A 16065-nucleotide genomic window follows, 5' to 3' on the forward strand; every position below is an offset into this window, starting at 1 on the left:
AATGCGCCGCACGGCCAGCCTGGTCCTGCTCGCCTGTGCCGTGTTCTGCGCGGCACTGTCCCCACTGCTGCGCTGGTACGCCTTCCCGCGCCTGGCCAGGATCCCCGCGAACCAGTACCAGGACATGGTCCTGGAGGCCAAGGGCGCCACCCTCCTCGACTACGGCACCATGCGCGCGAAGAAGGTCTCCGAGGTCACCATCGTGCAGACCCTCAAGGGCGACGTGGAGGCCGCCAAGAAGATCGAGAAGACGGCGGGCCGGCCGGTCGTGGTCTGGGACAGCCTCTCCTACGTCCAGGGCCCCGACGGCAAGATGGTCTCCCGCATCCCCGAGCGCTACATCTTCGACGCCCACAGCCAGGCCCCCGTCCACGCCACCGGCGAAATGGTCGACGGCGACCCGGTCAAGCGGGACGGCATCGAGTTCAAGTGGCCCTTCCTGACCCAGAAACGGGACTACGAGTACTTCGACGCGCAGACCCGCACCACCAACCCCATCCACTACGAGGGCACCCGGAACTTCCGCGGGCTGACGGTCTACTACTTCGAGCAGACCGTCCCCTGGACCAAGGTCCCCATGCCGAAGACGATGCCGGTCAAGGGCATCACCCCCGAGTCGGTCGCCAGGACCGGCACCACCCGCTGGTACACCACCGTGCGCAGGTTCTGGGTGGAACCGGTCACCGGAGCGCCCGTCTACGGGGAGGAGACCCACAAGGAGGAACTGCGCGGCGGCACCCTGCTCGGGGGCAGGGCCAGCGTCACGGCGTTCGCCGGGGACGTGAAGATGCGCGAGGACTACATCGAGCACACGGTCGCCCTGGTCAAGCACAACCGCACACTTGTCCTGATGCTCACCTCGTACGTCCCCTGGGGCTCCCTGATCCTCGGACTGCTGCTCCTCGCGCTCTCCCTCACCCTGGAGGCCCGCGCCCGCCGGCCCGAGGATCCCGCGCCCACGGAGACGACGGAGCCCGAACCGGTCAGCGCCTGAGCCGCGCGTTGGTGTGCCGCGTGGGCTCGGCGGTCGCCGGGTCCTCCGGCCACGGGTGCTTCGGATAGCGGCCGCGCAGCTCCGCCCGCACGCCCTGGTAGCCGTCCTTCCAGAAGGAGGCCAGATCGGCCGTGACGGCCGCGGGCCGCCCGGCGGGGGACAGCAGGTGCACGAGCAGCGGCACCCCCGCCACGGTCGGCGTCCGCTCCAGCCCGAACATCTCCTGCAGCTTCACCGCGAGCACCGGCCGCTCCGGGTCCCGGTAGTCGATCCGGATCCTGGACCCGCTCGGCACGGTGATCCGCTCGGGCGCGAGCTCGTCCAGCCGGCCCGCCTCCCCGCTCGCCCAGGGCAGCAGCCGCGTGAGCGCCTGCCCGGCGTCGATCCGCGCGAGATCGGCCCGCCGCCGGGCCCGGCCCAGCTCCAGCCACTCCTCCGCGCGCGCGTGCAGTGCCTCGTCCGACATCGGCGGCCACGGCTCCCCGAGGCGCGCGTGCAGGAACGCCAGCCGCTCCCGCAGCACCTCCGCCTCCGGCGACCAGCGCAGCAGCCCCGGCCCCTCCTGCCGCAGCCCTTCGAGCAGGGCCGCGCGGACGAGGTCCGGATCGGCGTCCTTCAGCGTCCGCACGGCCAGCTCGATCGCCCCCAGCCGCTCGACACGCCGGGCCACGACGTCCCCGTCGGCCCAGTGCACCTCCTCCCGCTCGTCCAGGAGCGCCCCGGCGGCGGCCCGCGCCACGTCCTCGGGCACGGCGACCCCGAGCCGCACCCGCGCGTGCCCCTTCCCGGCGGGCCGGTCGGCGACGGCCACGACGATCCAGGGCGCTCCCCGCAGCGCCGACCCGTCCGCCACCTCGGCCCGCGTACCGGAGGCCATGAGATACGACCCGCCGTCGAGCCTCGCGACTCGCTCCGGGAAGGCGAGCGCGGCGACGAGCCCGGCGAGCCCGTCGCCGCCGGCGGCACCCTCCCGGCTGTCCCGGGCGGGCGAGCGGCCGTGGGCGGGGGATTGGGCGCGGGCCGCCGAGCTGTCGTCGGCGGGTGAGCGGTCGTCGTCGGCCGGTCGGTGATCCGGGGCGGGTGAGTTGTCGTGGGCGGCCGGTTGCTGGTCTCGGGCCGGTGAGTCGTCGTGGGTCGATGAGCGGTCGTGGGCGGCCGGTCGGTGATTCAGGGCGGGTGACTGGTCCTGTGCGGCCGGTTGCTGGTCCCGGGTCGGTGAGTCGTCATGCGCCGGTGACCGGTCGTGGGCCGGTGGGCGGGGGGACCCGGCGGCGGCCCGCAGTCGCCGGACCTCCGCGGCCCACCGCCCCGCGTAGGCGTCACTCCCGCGCCGGGCCCGCCGCAGAGCGCCGGCGAGATCGTCCCCGTAGTCCCGCGGCACCTCCTCGGAGAGCAGGGCGACGACCTCCGCGCCCCGACCCGAGGTGTCCAGCAGGGCCCGCCCCAGCCGGGGATGCACCCCCAGCCGGGCCAGCCGGGCGCCGGCCTCCGTGGCCCGCCCGGCGGCGTCCACCGCGCCCAGGCCCGACAAGACCTCCCGCGCCGCCGCCATCGCCCCGCCCGGCGGCGGATCCAGCAGTGCGAGGCCCGAGGCCTCCGGATCGCCCCAGCAGGCGGCCTGGAGGGCGAACGCGGTCAGATCGGCCACCTTGATCTCCGGCGCCGGAAAGGCCGTCAGACGGATGTCCTCGGCCTCGGACCAGCACCGGTACACCGCCCCCGGCGCCTCGCGCCCGGCCCGCCCCGCCCGCTGCCGGCCGGCCGCCCGCGACGCCCGTACGGTCGTCAGTCCGCTCAGCCCGCGCGCGTGATCCACCCTCGGCTCCCGCGCGAGCCCCGAGTCGACCACCACCCGCACCCCGGGCACGGTCAGCGAGGACTCCGCGACGGACGTCGCCAGCACCACCCGGCGCCGCTCCCCGGGCGCCAGCACCGCGTCCTGCACGGCCGCGGGCGCCCGCCCGTGCACCTGGAGCACGTCCACCTCGCCGAGGCCCCCGAGCAGGCCCGCCACCCGCGCGATCTCGCCCACCCCGGGCAGGAAGCACAGCACGTCCCCCGCCCGCTCGGCCAGCGCCCGCCGCACCACCGACGCCACGTGGGCCAGGAGCGCGGGATCCACGCGCATGCCGTGCGGCGGCGGCACCGGCCGCGCGGGCGGGGCCCAGACCACCTCCACGGGGTGCGAGACACCCGTCGCCTCGACCACCGGCGCCCCGCCGAGCAGCCGCGCCCACCCCTGCGCGTCCGTGGTCGCCGACGCGGCCACCAGCCGCAGCTCGGGCCGCAGGGTCTGCCGTACGTCCCAGAGGAAGGCGGTCGCCGTGTCGGCGTCCAGATGCCGCTCGTGGCACTCGTCGAGCACGACCACGTCCACGCCGGACAGCTCCTGGTCGCGTTGGAGCCGCTGCAGCAGCACACCGGTCGTCACGACCTCCACGCGCGTGTGCCGCCCCCCGACGCGCTCGCCGCGCACCGTGAAGCCGACGCTCTCGCCCGGCTTCCCGCCCAGCAGCCAGGCCATCCGCCGGGCCGCCGCGCGGGCCGCGATCCGCCGGGGCTCGGCCACCACGACACGCCGCTTCGGACCGTCCCCGACCAGCCCCGCCAGGACCAGCGGCACCAGGGTCGTCTTGCCGGTGCCGGGCGGCGCCACCAGAACGGCGGTGCCGTCGGCGTCGAGGGCGTCGGTCAGGGCGGGCAGGACGGAGCGCACGGGCAGCGCGTCCAGGGCGTCGTAACGGATCACGCCCCCAGTGTCGTACGACGGCGTGAACCGCCTCTCAGCGCGCGTGGGGCGCGAGTCTCTCCCACGCGCGCGCGTGGGAGAGAGCGAAACGTGTACAGACGGCGAAACGCGTGCACGGCAACGAACCGCGTGCACCACAGCGAAAACGGCCGCCACGCGCGCGTGGCGGCCGTTCTCACCGGCTCAGTCCCGTTCGCACACGAAGATGGCCGTGCCCGGGATCAGGTTCCCACGCAGTGGGGACCAGCCGCCCCACTCCGAGGTGTTCCAGGCCGGCCACTCCGGCTCCACCAGGTCCACCAGCCGGAAGCCCGAGGCCACGATGTCCCGGACCCGGTCGCCGAGCGTCCTGTGGTGCTCCACGTAGACCGCCCGGCCCTCCTCGTCCTGCTCCACGTAGGGCGTGCGGTCGAAGTAGGAGGCGGCCACCGACAGACCCTCGGGGCCCGGCTCGTCCGGGAACGCCCAGCGGACCGGGTGCGTCACCGAGAAGACGAACCGGCCGCCCGGCCGCAGCACCCGGCGCACCTCGCTCAGCACCAGCCTGGGGTCCGCGACGAACGGCAGCGCGCCGTACGCGGAGCACGCCAGGTCGAAGGAGCCGTCCGCGAAGGGCAGCGCGCCCGCGTCGGCGCAGACCAGAGGAAACGATCCGCCGATCCGCAGCGCGTGCTGCAGCTGGCGGTGCGAGAGGTCCAGGGCGACCGGAGTGGCGCCCTGGGCGGCCAGCCAGCGCGAGCACTGCGCCGCGCCCGCGCCGATCTCCAGGACGTCCTTGCCCTTCAGGTCCTCCGGCGGCCCGAGCAGCTCGGCCTCCACCTCGTCCAGGCCCTCCGGGCCCCACACGAAGCGGTCGTCGCCGAGGAACGTTCCGTGGTCGACCTGGTACTCGTCGGCGTTGCGGTCCCACCAGCCGCGGTTGGCCCGGCTGCTCTCCGCGACCCCGGCGTCACGGCGGGTGGCTTCGGTCTCGTCCCCCGAAGGGTCGAGCGGTTCCGGCTCTTGGATGATCGGCTCCCTCGTCGTACTCTTCCGTCCAACCCGCCGGGCGAAGGCGTGTCGCGGAAGGGTTCCCGAAGGCCTGCGTGGCCTCCTGGGACGTTTCTTCTGCCGGGTATGCGGCGTTCTGCCCCCGGTGTGCGCCTTCGCGCATTGACCCTGTCCGGCTGCCCCCGTATGCTACAAGTTGCGCTGCGGGCCTGCGCACCTCAGACGTAGCAGGCTGCGCTCGCATCTGTTGTATGTCCCCTCGGTTTTCGAGGCGCCATCACCAGTTCCTGGTGGGGCGCTTCCTTGGCTGTCCGGCTTCTTCAGAGCGATACGGGCTCCCGGCGTAGCAGTACCTACGACTTCAATGTCCGTACCGGAGCCCTTTCCCACATGACGAGCAGCACCGAGACCACCGCCACCACCCCGCAGGTTGCGGTCAACGACATCGGTAACGAGGAAGCCTTCCTCGCCGCGATCGACGAGACGATCAAGTACTTCAACGACGGCGACATCGTCGACGGCGTCATCGTGAAGGTCGACCGGGACGAGGTCCTGCTCGACATCGGTTACAAGACCGAAGGTGTCATTCCGAGCCGCGAGCTCTCGATCAAGCACGACGTCGACCCCAACGAGGTCGTCGCCGTCGGTGACGAGATCGAGGCCCTGGTCCTCCAGAAGGAGGACAAGGAAGGCCGCCTGATCCTCTCGAAGAAGCGCGCCCAGTACGAGCGTGCCTGGGGCACCATCGAGAAGATCAAGGAAGAGGACGGCATCGTCACCGGTACCGTCATCGAGGTCGTCAAGGGTGGTCTCATCCTCGACATCGGCCTCCGTGGCTTCCTCCCGGCCTCCCTGGTCGAGATGCGCCGCGTCCGCGACCTCCAGCCGTACGTCGGCAAGGAGCTCGAGGCCAAGATCATCGAGCTGGACAAGAACCGCAACAACGTGGTCCTGTCCCGCCGTGCCTGGCTGGAGCAGACCCAGTCCGAGGTCCGCCAGACGTTCCTCACGACCCTCCAGAAGGGTCAGGTCCGCTCCGGCGTGGTCTCCTCGATCGTCAACTTCGGTGCCTTCGTGGACCTGGGTGGCGTCGACGGTCTGGTCCACGTCTCCGAGCTGTCCTGGAAGCACATCGACCACCCGTCCGAGGTCGTCGAGGTCGGCCAGGAGGTCACCGTCGAGGTTCTCGACGTGGACATGGACCGCGAGCGCGTCTCCCTGTCGCTGAAGGCGACCCAGGAAGACCCGTGGCAGCAGTTCGCCCGCACCCACCAGATCGGCCAGGTCGTGCCCGGCAAGGTCACGAAGCTGGTTCCGTTCGGTGCGTTCGTCCGCGTGGACGAGGGCATCGAGGGTCTGGTCCACATCTCCGAGCTGGCCGAGCGCCACGTGGAGATCCCGGAGCAGGTCGTCCAGGTCAACGACGAGATCTTCGTCAAGGTCATCGACATCGACCTCGAGCGCCGTCGCATCAGCCTCTCGCTGAAGCAGGCCAACGAGTCCTTCGGTGCCGACCCGGCCTCGGTCGAGTTCGACCCGACCCTGTACGGCATGGCCGCGTCCTACGACGACCAGGGTAACTACATCTACCCCGAGGGCTTCGACCCCGAGACCAACGACTGGCTCGAGGGCTACGAGAAGCAGCGCGAGGAGTGGGAGCGCCAGTACGCCGAGGCGCAGACCCGCTTCGAGCAGCACCAGCAGCAGGTCATCAAGTCCCGCGAGGCCGACGCTGCCGCTGCCGCCGAGGGTGGCGAGGCTGCCGCTCCGGCCGCCTCGGGTGGCGGTTCGTACTCCTCCGAGGGTGCGGACACCTCCGGCGCGCTGGCCTCGGACGAGGCGCTTGCCGCGCTGCGCGAGAAGCTGGCCGGCGGCCAGAGCTGATCGCTGCGGCTGAGGCTCAGCCGATAGCTGGTTCCGAGGGGCCGCACCTTCCGAGGTGCGGCCCTTCGGGCGTGTTGGAGGGTCGTGCCTTTCGGGGGCGGTCCTTCGGGCTTGTGCAGGGCCGTGCCTTTCGGGTTGCGGCCTTCGGGCTTGTTCGGGGGCCGAGCCTTCGGGGTGCGGCCCTTCGGGCCTGTTCGAGGGGTCGTACCTGTCGGGGTGCGGCCCCTCAGGCGTGTTCGGGACGGCTCGGGTCGTCCCTTCGCTGCGCGCACTGCGCGGTTCCCCGTCCCCTTGAGGGCATGGCCGTACCGTTCGTACCGTGGCCCCGCCCGAGATTCGCTGATCAGCGGCGTGTCGCGGGAATGCCCGCGTTCCAGAGCGTGTTGTCGATGACGGACACGAGGAGGAGCGGTCACAGTGCTTGATCCGCAGGGTTTGTACGCATGGGAGCCGAAGGGCCTCGCCGTGGTCGACATGGCGCTCGCCCAGGAGTCGGCCGGCCTTGTCATGCTCTACCACTTCGACGGATACATCGACGCGGGCGAAACAGGCGACCAGATCGTCGAGGGGCTGCTCGACTCGATGCCCCACCAGCTCGTGGCCCGGTTCGACCACGACCGGCTCGTGGACTACCGGGCGCGGCGCCCCCTGCTCACCTTCAAGCGGGACCGCTGGACCGAGTACGAGGTCCCGGCGATCGAGGTCCGCCTGGTCCAGGACACCACCGGCGCCCCCTTCCTGCTGCTCTCCGGGCCCGAACCGGACGTGGAGTGGGAGCGGTTCGCCGCGGCTGTACGGCAGATCGTGGAGCGGCTCGGCGTCCGCCTGTCCGTCAACTTCCACGGCATCCCCATGGGCGTCCCGCACACCCGGCCGGTGGGTCTCACCCCGCACGGCAACCGCACCGACCTCGTCCCCGGCCACCGCAGCCCCTTCGAGGAGGCCCAGGTGCCCGGCAGCGCCGAGGCACTCGTCGAGTACCGCCTCATGGAGGCGGGGCACGACGTCCTGGGCGTCGCGGCACACGTCCCGCACTACATCGCCCGGTCGGCGTACCCGGACGCAGCCCTGACCGTCCTGGAGGCCGTCACGGCCGCCACCGGTCTGGTGCTGCCCGGGCTGGCGCACTCCCTGCGCACGGACGCGCACCGCACGCAGACCGAGATCGACCGGCAGGTCCAGGAGGGCGACGAGGAACTGACCGCGCTCGTCCAGGGCCTGGAGCACCAGTACGACGCCGCGGCGGGCGCCGAGACCCGGGGCAACATGCTCGCCGAGCCGGTGGAGATCCCGTCGGCCGACGAGATCGGCCGCGAGTTCGAACGCTTCCTGGCGGAACGCGAGGGCGAAAACTGAACGGAGCCGGCGCCGCTGGTTCCTTGGGCAGGGCTGAGCAGGGTTGAGCGCGGCCAGTGTGGCCGTGGGCGGGGCCGGACGGGGTTGAGCGCGGCCAGTTCCGTCGGCACTCAGGGCGGGGTTGAGCGCGGCCAATGTCGCCGTGGGCGGGGCCGGGCGGGACCGAACGCGGCCAATGTCGCCGGGCTCGGGGAGAGCCTCTCCGACGACGGCCCGTCTCGCCGGGTCGGGCGGACGGCGGCCTGTCTCGCAGGGTTCGGGCGCGCGGCGATCGCCCTCTGCCCGTTCGGCCCCTGTCGGTCCGGCCTCCGCCGGTTCGGCGTTCGATCCCTGCCGGTTTCCTTCGGAGAGACGGCCTCCGAAGGCAGCCGCTGCCGCTCCGTCCAGGAAGAGCAGCGGCCTTCCTCGCCGGATCGGGGACAGTAGCGGCCCTTCTCTCCGGATCGGGACGAACAACGGCCCTGCTCACCGGATCGGCGAGCGCAGCGACCGGCCTCCCCCGTCGCACTGTCGGTGGCAGGGCCTAAGCTTCCGCTCATGCTGAAAGTGGGCCTGACCGGTGGGATCGGCGCCGGCAAGAGCGAGGTGTCGCGGCTGCTCGTGGAGCACGGGGCCGTGCTGATCGACGCGGACCGCATCGCGCGCGAGGTCGTGGCGCCCGGCACACCGGGCCTCGCGGCCGTGGTCGAGGCCTTCGGCGAGGACGTCCTCGCCGACGACGGCAGCCTGGACCGGCCCCGGCTCGGCTCCATCGTCTTCGCCGACCCCGAGAAGCTCGCCGTCCTCAACTCGATCGTGCACCCCCTCGTAGGCGCCCGTTCCCACGACCTGGAGAGCGCGGCGGCCGACGACGCCGTGGTGATCCACGATGTGCCCCTGCTCACCGAGAACGGCCTGGCCCCGTTCTACGACCTCGTGGTCGTCGTGGACGCCGGCACCGAGACCCGGCTCGACCGGCTCGTACGGCTGCGCGGGATGACCGAGGAGGACGCGCGCGCGCGGATGGCCTCGCAGGCCACGCGCGAGCAGCGCAGCGAGATCGCGGACATCCTGATCGACAACGACGTACCCCTGGACGAGCTGAGAAAGCGCGTCGACGAGGTCTGGGACGAGCTGGTGCGCCGGGCGCGCGGGGCATCCGCCGTGGAATAGCGGTCCGCGCCAGGGCGTTGAACGGCCGGAGCGAGGGAAGGACTCTGCCGTGCCCGAGACCAGCGGTTCCACCGGACGTACTCCGGAAACGCATGTCATCGACTTCCGTGCCGCCGAGCAGCTGCTCAACGCGCGGGACCCGCGGGGCGCGGTGAAGCTGCTCGACGGAGTCATCGCCGCGCACCCCGAGAACACCGCGGCCCGCCTGCTCCGCGCCCGTGCCTTCTTCGCCGCCGCGCAACTGCGTCCCGCCGAGCTGGAGTTCACCATCGTGCTGGAGCGGGAGCCGGACAACGCGTTCGCCCACTTCGCGCTGGCCCGCACCTACGAGCGCCAGGGCCGCCCCGAACAGGCCAAACGTCATTTCCGGCTGGCGGCCGCGCTCGACCCCAACCCGCAATATCTGAAGGCGGCGCACTTCGACGACTGACGTCCTACGACGGCAGCTGAAGGCGACACGTGTAAGCGGCCGAAGGCAGCTGACGGGCGACACCCGCAGGCGGCCGACCTCCGCCGACGCCGCGCGGCCCCGTACGTGCTCGTCGGTCCGCGTTGGTCCGCGTCGCTCACGGATGCCGGTGCCGTGGCGGCCCGGGATACGGCGGCCCGCCGTCCACCGGGTTGTACGGCGGCACGTCACGGCCCGGCTGGTAGTGCGGCCCCTGCCGGATGTGTCTGAGGATCATGGCCATGTCGACGGTGACCACCAGCCACAGCACCCCGCAGGCCGCCGCCCAGCCCGGGCGCCCGACCAGTGCGAACACCGTCGTGCCGAAGATCGCCCAGACGAGTCCCCAAATGCTCAGCCACAACCGCGCCCGCAGGGCACTGCGCGCGGTCGCCGGTTCACTGCCTGTACGCATCAGGATCACCACTCCTCCTAGCAACGTACTCTTCGAGGTCGACGCACATCAACGATGTCCGTCGGACGTGAGCCGAAGGGGGAACCGTTGCTGCCGGACGCCGACGACCTGCCGGAACTGCTCCTCGACCTGACCGTGCCGCACGAGGACGTCAACGAACTGGTCGCACGGCGGCGTATCGTCACCCGCGACCCGGGCGCGCGGGCACTCCTGGAGGAGTGCGTCGAGGCGCTGTTCCGGGACCCCGCGGACAGCACCCGCGCCCCCGACCTCGCCGATCTCGTCGCGGCCGCTCCGGCCGGGCTGGACGGCACGTTCGCCGTGTACGTCTTCCTCGCCGCGCTGCCGACCACGCTCGCCCGCCACCGGGAGCGCGGCATCCCGGCGGAGGTGTCCCGGCGCACCCTGGCCGACCTGGGCCGGAACATGGCTACGCACCGCAGACGGCGCGGCACGGCCGGACTGGAGGTGTGGCGCTGGCTGGTCCTGCACTTCCGCGGCGAGCTGTACCAGCTCGGGCGGCTGCAGTTCGAGCGCGCGCGGCACGGGCAGCGCACGTCAGCGGTGATCGCGGCGGCCGGACTGGACGTGGCGCCCGGCACCCCCTGTCTGAACCTGCACATACCCGACTTCAGCGGTCCGCTGACCCCGTCCGCCTGCGACCGCTCCCTGGCGCTGGCCCGGGACTTCTTCGCCCGGCACTTCCCCGAGGAGCGGCCACTGGCGGCGCTGTGCCATTCCTGGCTGCTGGACCCGCAGTTGAAGCGGTACCTGTCCGCCGACTCGAACATCGTCCGCTTCCAGGACCGGTTCCGCGTCGCCCGCGAGGACACGGAGCAGGCCGACACCGAGCCCGTCCGGTTCGTCTTCGGTGACCCGGACCTGCCGGTGGCGGAGCTGCCGCGCCGCACGTCCGTGGAGCGGGCGGTCGGGGACCATCTGCGGGCGGGCGGCCACTGGTACATCGGGCACGGATGGTTCCCGTTCGCCGGGGCGGTGGAGGGTTCCCGTTCCGTACCGAATCGCTCGAACGGGTGAACAAGGGTCGAACGGGAACGGCATTGCGGGGACCGGCCGTTGTTCGGGCATGACGGTCGAAATGCGTGAGGGATACGAGGGCACGGGACCCGGCGCGATCACCCCGGACGGCTGCGCGGTCGGGGTGTACGAGAGGCTGCCGGTGGGGGACGAGCCGGACATCATCGCCGCGGCGGTGCCGGCCGGGGCGCACATCCTGGAACTGGGCAGCGGAGTGGGGCGGATGACACACCCCCTGCTGGAGCGCGGTTTCACGGTCACCGCGGTGGACGAGTCCGCCGAGATGCTCGCCGGAGTACGAGGGGCACGCACGATATGCGGCCCCATCGGGACCCTGGACCTGGGCGGCGAGACGTTCGACGTGGTGATGCTCGCGTCGTTCCTCGTCCACGCCGGGGACGAGGAGGTGCGCCGGGGCCTGCTGCGCACCTGCGCCCGGCACGTGGCCGAGGACGGCTGTGTGCTCGTCCAGCGGGAGGGCGAGGACTACCACACGAACGTGCCCAGGGAGCGGGTCGACCCGAGCGGCTTCACCGTGCGGATCGCCTCGGTGGAGCCCGCCGGGGACGGGGTGAACGCGGTCCGCGTGGAGTACGAGTTCCCGGACGGCCGCTGGACGCACAGGTTCCTGGCCCGGCCCCTGACGAAGGAACAGTTCGAGTCGGCACTCGCGGAGGCGGGACTGGAGGTGGACGCGTATCTGACACCGGACGGGACTTGGGTGCGGGCCGTGCCCACGGCATAGGAGGCGTTCGGCAGCGGTGCGCGAGGTGTGCGGTAGAGCGATGAGTTCTCGGGCGGCGGCCGGTCTACCTCCTTGAAAGCAACCGGCACCGCTTCACCAGGAGACCCACATGTCCGAGAGCATCGCTCCCGTCAGCACCACCACCTCCGCGGCCGCCGCCGGCTCGCCCACCGGCCGGGCGCGAGCCGCAAGGGTCGCCCTGCGCTCCGTGCAGGTCCTGCTCGCGCTCTTCTACGGGATCGCGAGCGCCCTGCCCAAGCTCATCGCACACCCGTCGGCCGTCGAGTCCTTCGACAGGATCGGCTGGGGCAGCGGGGCGATGTACGCCATCGGCGCGCTCGAACTCGCCGGAGCCATCGCGCTGTTGATCCCGGTACTGCAGTCGGTCGCGGCGATCGCCCTGAGCGCGCTCATGGTGGGAGCCTTCATCGTCCAGCTCACCGTGTTCCACGGCCAGAACGCGGCGACTCCGCTGATCCTCATCCTCCCCCTCACCCTGATCGCCTGGACCCGCCGGTCCCACAACAAGGACCTGCTCCGCCTGGTGCGGCGCGGGTGAGGCCCGGGACGAGAGGGGATGTCCTTCCGGGGGCCGGCGTGGTCACCGCCCCAGGGCTCCGCACCCACCGCTGCCGCTCCTCCCGCCGCGATCCCCGGTCCTCCCGCCGCGACCCCCGCTCCTCCCAGCCGCCCCGGACCCGGCTCCTCACCGTCCCCGGGGACGCCCGCCGAGGCCGCCGGGGCCCGCAGCGCTGCCGGGACCGCCGGGACCGCCGAGGCCGCCGGGTCCGCTCGGCCCCATCAGGCCGCGCAGGCGCTCCAGTTCGCGGCGGTCTCGTTTGGTGGGACGGCCGGTGCCCCGGTCGCGGAGGCCGGCGGGGGCGACGGCCTCGCGGGGCGGGGGAGGAGGAGAGTTGTCGATGTAGCACTGCACGGCCACGGGCGCACCGACCCGCTTGCGGATCAGGCGCTTGACGATCACGACCCGCTCCCGGCCCTCGTGCCGCAGGCGCACCTCGTCGCCGATGCGGACCGAATAGGCGGGCTTCACCCGCTCACCGTTCACATGCACATGTCCACCGCGGCAGGCGGTGGCGCCCAGGGAACGCGTCTTGATCAGCCGGACGGCCCAGACCCAGCTGTCGATCCGGACCGCATCGCCGTTGGCGGGCCCCGCGGCCTCGGCGGCGGCCACCGCGGCGGCGATCTTGGGATCGACCGGGCCGCCCGCGGAGGTACCGGAGTCCTCGGTGCCCTGGGCGGAGTTCGTGCCGCCCGGCCCACTGGTCTCACGGTTGACGTTCTCGTCCGCATCCTCGGAAGCCATGTCCCGACCCTAACCCGCCGGGACGGGGGAACCGGAGGTGATTTTCCGGGCGACGGCGGACGCCGGCCGCATCAACCAGGGGGTGTCTACCAGCACCATCGCAACTGCAGGGGGCGTCCGCGCACCGGCTCCACCCGCTGCGCCGCCTATACCCGCGCCGCCGGGGCATACCGTGGCGGTATGGACGACAGCAGCGCTCTCGCCCGGCTCGACCTGCGCGTCTGCGACTGCCGGGCCTGTCCCCGGCTGGTCGAGTGGCGCGAGGAGGTGGCCCGGACCAAGCGGGCGGCGTTCGCCGACTGGACGTACTGGGGGCGCCCGGTGCCCGGCTTCGGCCCCGCCGACGCCCGGATGCTGATCATCGGCCTGGCCCCCGCGGCGCACGGCGGCAACCGCACCGGCCGCATGTTCACCGGGGACCGTTCCGGGGACGTGCTCTACCAGGCGCTGTACGACGTGGGGCTCGCCTCGCAGCCCACCTCGGTCGCCGCCGACGACGGTCTGGAACTGCACGGCGTCCGGGTCACCGCACCGGTGCACTGCGCCCCGCCCGCCAACAAGCCGACGCCGGGGGAGCGCGACACCTGCCGGCCCTGGCTGGTGCAGGAGCTGAAGCTGCTGCGGCCGACGCTGAGGACCGTGGTCGTCCTCGGGGCCTTCGGCTGGCAGGCCGCGCTGCCCGCGTTCGCCGAGGCGAGCTGGACGGTACCCCGCCCCCGGCCGGCCTTCGCCCACGGCACCCGGGTCGCGCTCGACGGCCTCGACCTCTTCGGCTGCTTCCACGTCAGCCAGCGCAACACCTTCACCGGCCGGCTCACCGCCGAGATGCTCCGCGAGGTGCTGCGCACGGCGGCGGGGACGGCGGGTCTGCGGTAGGAGCCGCCCCCGGCGGGCCCGAGGCCGCGGGGAGCGCCCGCGCCCCGGGACCCCTCAGCCGGTGTCCTCCCCGAACAGGTGTCGTACCGTCGAGCGGTAGTTGGCGCGGACGTGGCCGAGGGTGTGGGCGCGGGCGCGGGCGCGTTCGGGGTCGCCGGAGGCGATGGCCTCGTACAGGTCGCGGTGCTCGGTGAGGAGTTGTCGCCACTCCTCGTTCTGCCGGGTGAGCCGGCGCAGGCGGCCGTCGACCGGTTCCATGACGGAGCTCAGCAGACTGTTGCCGGCCATGGCGAGGATGCGGTCGTGGAAGCGGGTGTTGATGTCCGTGATCGCCTCGGCGTCGCCCTCCTCCGTCGCCGCGGCCGCCCGTTCGAGCAGGTCCCGCAGCTCAGTCAGCGCCTCGGGGGTCGCCCATGACGCGGCCAGCCCCGCCGCGTAGACCTCCAGGGCCTCGCGCAGCTCGAGGAGTTCCCTGACATCGGCCGGGGTCAGCCGGCGGACCACCGTGCGGCGCGCCGACTCGAAGAGGACGAAGCCCTCGGCGACCAGGGCGCGGATCGCCTCCCGCACGGGCACCCGGGAGACACCGAACCGCTCGGCCAGCTCAGTTCGACGAGCCGGTCCCCGGGACCGAGGCGCCCGGCGATGATGTCCTGCCGCAGGGTCGCCAGCACGCGTTCGCGCACCGCGCCCAGGGTTCGGGCTTCGCCGCCGTTCCGGTCGGGGGGCCTGTCATGGGGGTCATGGGGTCATCTTCGCCGACTTCGCGGTGCTCTTCGCCGTCGTCGGCACCGGCCTCGGTGTCCTCGATCTCGCCGACGATCCGGCGCGCACGGAGACCGCGTTCCTGGCCGCGGCCGAACGGGCCCGCGAGGCCGGCGCCGAGGTCCTGGTGCTGGGCTGCGCCGGGATGACCGGTCTGCAGCGCGTGGTGGCGGACAAGCTCGCGCTCCCCGTGGTCGACGGGGTCGCGACGGCCGTGAAGCTCGCCGAGTCCCTGGTGGGCCTGAGCCTCACGACCAGCCGGGCGGCCAGCTACGGAAGGCCGCTCCCGAAGGCGAGGGTGTGGGGGCGGCCACCGCGGTGAGCCGGCCCGGGCTCACGGCCGCCAGATATAGCGCACGTGAGCCGGCCCGGGCTCACGGCCGCCAGACGTAGCGCACGTCGGGCTCCCGCTCCTCGTTGCCGCTGCCGTCCGTGTACTCGGCGGCCGTGAACCCGTGGCGTTCGTAGAAGCGGTGGGCGCTCTCGTTGACCTGGAACGTCCACAGGCTCAGCCCGCCCGGGCTGCGCTCCTTGGCCAGCGTGACGAAGCGGTCCCCGATGCCGCACCCGCGCCACGACGGGTCCAGGTACAGCTGGGACAGCAGATCCCCGTGGATCACCATGACCCCGACGATACGGTCCCCGTCCGCCTCGGCCACCCACGTCTCCCGCAGCGGCACGACGACGTCCCGGAAGTACTCCCGCACGTCGTCGTCGGTGCGCGGCCGGACCACCGTGGGCAGCGCGGCGGCGAAGGACCGCAGCCAGACGTCGGCGGCGGCCCGCGCGTCGGCCGCCACGGCCCGCCTCAGCACGACCCTGCTCATCGCCGTACCCCCTCGTCCGGCACCGCGGCCGTCGCCGTGATCTCCACCAACTGTCCCGTGTAACCGAGGCAGGCGACACCGAGCAGCGTGGAGGAGTGCGGGCCCGCGCTCAGCCCCGAGGCCTCGACGACCTCCCACACCGCGGACAGCACCGAGGGCTCGCTGCTCACGACGTACACGTCCGTCGCCAGTACGTGCTCCAAGTCGCTGCCCACGGCGCGCAGTTGCTCCCGGAGATTGGCGATCACCCGCTCGGCCTGCCGCACGGGGTCACCCGGCCCGTCGATCTCCCCCTTCTCGTCGAGCGGCACGGCCCCGGCGAGGAACGCGAGCCTCGTGCCCGCCTCGACCACGGAGGCGTGGGAATAGGTGGGCGGCGGGAACAGGGTGGGCACGGTCAGGCGCTGGATCACGGAGCTGCTCCTACGACGGTCAGCGGACAACCTCCCGATGATCGGCCCTCCCCGCCCGTCGGCGCACCCGAATTTCAGGAGCGGAC

15 protein-coding genes and 2 pseudogenes are annotated in these 16065 nt (G+C 72.6%); 10 read left to right on the plus strand and 7 right to left on the minus strand.

Features of this window, described 5'->3' with window-relative positions:
* The first annotated feature begins 1 nt into the window (after position 1).
* On the plus strand, positions 2-994 hold the full coding sequence (gene pgfA, locus ACZ7FF_RS03805) for a cell envelope lipid trafficking protein PgfA (protein ID WP_470809176.1): 993 nt from the start codon (positions 2-4) through the stop codon (positions 992-994).
* Here pgfA and ACZ7FF_RS03810 read toward each other — a convergent pair.
* Positions 984-3743 carry an ATP-dependent RNA helicase gene (locus tag ACZ7FF_RS03810; protein ID WP_470809178.1) on the minus strand — a complete coding sequence of 920 codons (2760 nt, stop codon included), beginning with the start codon at positions 3741-3743 and terminating at the stop codon, positions 984-986. The genes pgfA and ACZ7FF_RS03810 overlap by 11 nt on opposite strands.
* A 183-nt stretch (positions 3744-3926) precedes the next feature.
* A complete protein-coding gene (locus ACZ7FF_RS03815; protein WP_470809588.1) occupies positions 3927-4751 on the minus strand; it encodes a class I SAM-dependent methyltransferase in 825 nt (274 codons plus the stop codon).
* 372 nt (positions 4752-5123) lie between these two features.
* Here ACZ7FF_RS03815 and rpsA point away from each other — a divergent pair, with 372 nt between their 5' ends.
* From rpsA to ACZ7FF_RS03835, 4 genes are all read left to right on the plus strand, one after another.
* Positions 5124-6617, plus strand: a complete 1494-nt coding sequence (gene rpsA, locus ACZ7FF_RS03820) for a 30S ribosomal protein S1 (RefSeq protein WP_067015219.1) — start codon at positions 5124-5126, stop codon at positions 6615-6617.
* 417 nt (positions 6618-7034) lie between these two features.
* Complete coding sequence (locus ACZ7FF_RS03825; RefSeq protein ID WP_470809181.1) at positions 7035-7973, plus strand: PAC2 family protein; 939 nt, start codon at positions 7035-7037, stop codon at positions 7971-7973.
* A gap of 537 nt (positions 7974-8510) precedes the next feature.
* Entirely contained in the window at positions 8511-9125 is a 615-nt protein-coding gene (coaE, locus tag ACZ7FF_RS03830; protein ID WP_470809183.1) for a dephospho-CoA kinase, read from the plus strand.
* Between the two features lie 49 nt (positions 9126-9174).
* The gene (locus tag ACZ7FF_RS03835; protein ID WP_470809185.1) at positions 9175-9555 is read left to right on the plus strand and encodes a tetratricopeptide repeat protein; all 381 of its coding nucleotides are present in this window, start codon (positions 9175-9177) and stop codon (positions 9553-9555) included.
* Between the two features lie 136 nt (positions 9556-9691).
* Here the strand turns inward: ACZ7FF_RS03835 and ACZ7FF_RS03840 are convergent, their stop codons facing one another.
* Positions 9692-9988, minus strand: coding sequence for a DUF6343 family protein (locus tag ACZ7FF_RS03840; protein ID WP_470809187.1), 297 nt, complete (start codon positions 9986-9988; stop codon positions 9692-9694).
* A gap of 87 nt (positions 9989-10075) precedes the next feature.
* Here ACZ7FF_RS03840 and ACZ7FF_RS03845 point away from each other — a divergent pair, with 87 nt between their 5' ends.
* From ACZ7FF_RS03845 to ACZ7FF_RS03855, 3 genes are all read left to right on the plus strand, one after another.
* A complete protein-coding gene (locus tag ACZ7FF_RS03845; RefSeq protein WP_470809589.1) occupies positions 10076-11026 on the plus strand; it encodes an acyltransferase domain-containing protein in 951 nt (316 codons plus the stop codon).
* 61 nt (positions 11027-11087) lie between these two features.
* A complete protein-coding gene (locus ACZ7FF_RS03850; protein ID WP_470809189.1) occupies positions 11088-11771 on the plus strand; it encodes a class I SAM-dependent methyltransferase in 684 nt (227 codons plus the stop codon).
* A gap of 109 nt (positions 11772-11880) precedes the next feature.
* Entirely contained in the window at positions 11881-12330 is a 450-nt protein-coding gene (locus tag ACZ7FF_RS03855; protein ID WP_470809191.1) for a DoxX family protein, read from the plus strand.
* A 147-nt stretch (positions 12331-12477) separates the two neighbouring features.
* On the opposite strand, the gene ACZ7FF_RS03860 is transcribed toward ACZ7FF_RS03855, so the two are convergent.
* A complete protein-coding gene (locus tag ACZ7FF_RS03860) occupies positions 12478-13098 on the minus strand; it encodes an RNA-binding S4 domain-containing protein (RefSeq protein WP_470809193.1) in 621 nt (206 codons plus the stop codon).
* A 180-nt stretch (positions 13099-13278) separates the two neighbouring features.
* On the opposite strand from ACZ7FF_RS03860, the gene ACZ7FF_RS03865 reads away from it, so the two are divergent.
* Positions 13279-13974, plus strand: coding sequence for a uracil-DNA glycosylase (locus ACZ7FF_RS03865; RefSeq protein WP_470809194.1), 696 nt, complete (start codon positions 13279-13281; stop codon positions 13972-13974).
* 54 nt (positions 13975-14028) lie between these two features.
* On the opposite strand, the pseudogene ACZ7FF_RS03870 reads toward ACZ7FF_RS03865, so the two are convergent.
* A pseudogene (locus ACZ7FF_RS03870) lies at positions 14029-14669 on the minus strand (GntR family transcriptional regulator).
* Between the two features lie 83 nt (positions 14670-14752).
* Between ACZ7FF_RS03870 and ACZ7FF_RS03875 the strand changes: the two are divergent.
* Positions 14753-15061 (plus strand): annotated as a pseudogene (locus tag ACZ7FF_RS03875) (aspartate/glutamate racemase family protein); the annotation flags it as partial.
* 52 nt (positions 15062-15113) lie between these two features.
* Here ACZ7FF_RS03875 and ACZ7FF_RS03880 read toward each other — a convergent pair.
* On the minus strand, positions 15114-15566 hold the full coding sequence (locus tag ACZ7FF_RS03880; RefSeq protein ID WP_470809195.1) for a GNAT family N-acetyltransferase: 453 nt from the start codon (positions 15564-15566) through the stop codon (positions 15114-15116).
* On the minus strand, positions 15563-15979 hold the full coding sequence (locus ACZ7FF_RS03885; protein ID WP_470809197.1) for a RidA family protein: 417 nt from the start codon (positions 15977-15979) through the stop codon (positions 15563-15565). Before ACZ7FF_RS03885 ends, ACZ7FF_RS03880 begins: the two co-directional genes overlap by 4 nt.
* Between the last annotated feature and the right edge of the window lie 86 nt (positions 15980-16065).

The organism is Streptomyces sp. NPDC037126 (assembly GCF_055605965.1).

Excerpts from the sequence above, each read along its gene's own strand:
- rpsA (WP_067015219.1), top strand. The coding sequence starts at position 5,124 with ATGACGAGCAGCACCGAGACCACCGCCACCACCCCGCAGGTTGCGGTC.
- ACZ7FF_RS03855 (WP_470809191.1), top strand. The coding sequence starts at position 11,881 with ATGTCCGAGAGCATCGCTCCCGTCAGCACCACCACCTCCGCGGCCGCC.
- pgfA (WP_470809176.1), top strand. The coding sequence starts at position 2 with ATGCGCCGCACGGCCAGCCTGGTCCTGCTCGCCTGTGCCGTGTTCTGC.
- coaE (WP_470809183.1), top strand. The coding sequence starts at position 8,511 with ATGCTGAAAGTGGGCCTGACCGGTGGGATCGGCGCCGGCAAGAGCGAG.
- ACZ7FF_RS03860 (WP_470809193.1), bottom strand. The coding sequence starts at position 13,098 with ATGGCTTCCGAGGATGCGGACGAGAACGTCAACCGTGAGACCAGTGGG.
- ACZ7FF_RS03840 (WP_470809187.1), bottom strand. The coding sequence starts at position 9,988 with ATGCGTACAGGCAGTGAACCGGCGACCGCGCGCAGTGCCCTGCGGGCG.
- ACZ7FF_RS03850 (WP_470809189.1), top strand. The coding sequence starts at position 11,088 with ATGCGTGAGGGATACGAGGGCACGGGACCCGGCGCGATCACCCCGGAC.
- ACZ7FF_RS03880 (WP_470809195.1), bottom strand. The coding sequence starts at position 15,566 with ATGAGCAGGGTCGTGCTGAGGCGGGCCGTGGCGGCCGACGCGCGGGCC.
- ACZ7FF_RS03865 (WP_470809194.1), top strand. The coding sequence starts at position 13,279 with ATGGACGACAGCAGCGCTCTCGCCCGGCTCGACCTGCGCGTCTGCGAC.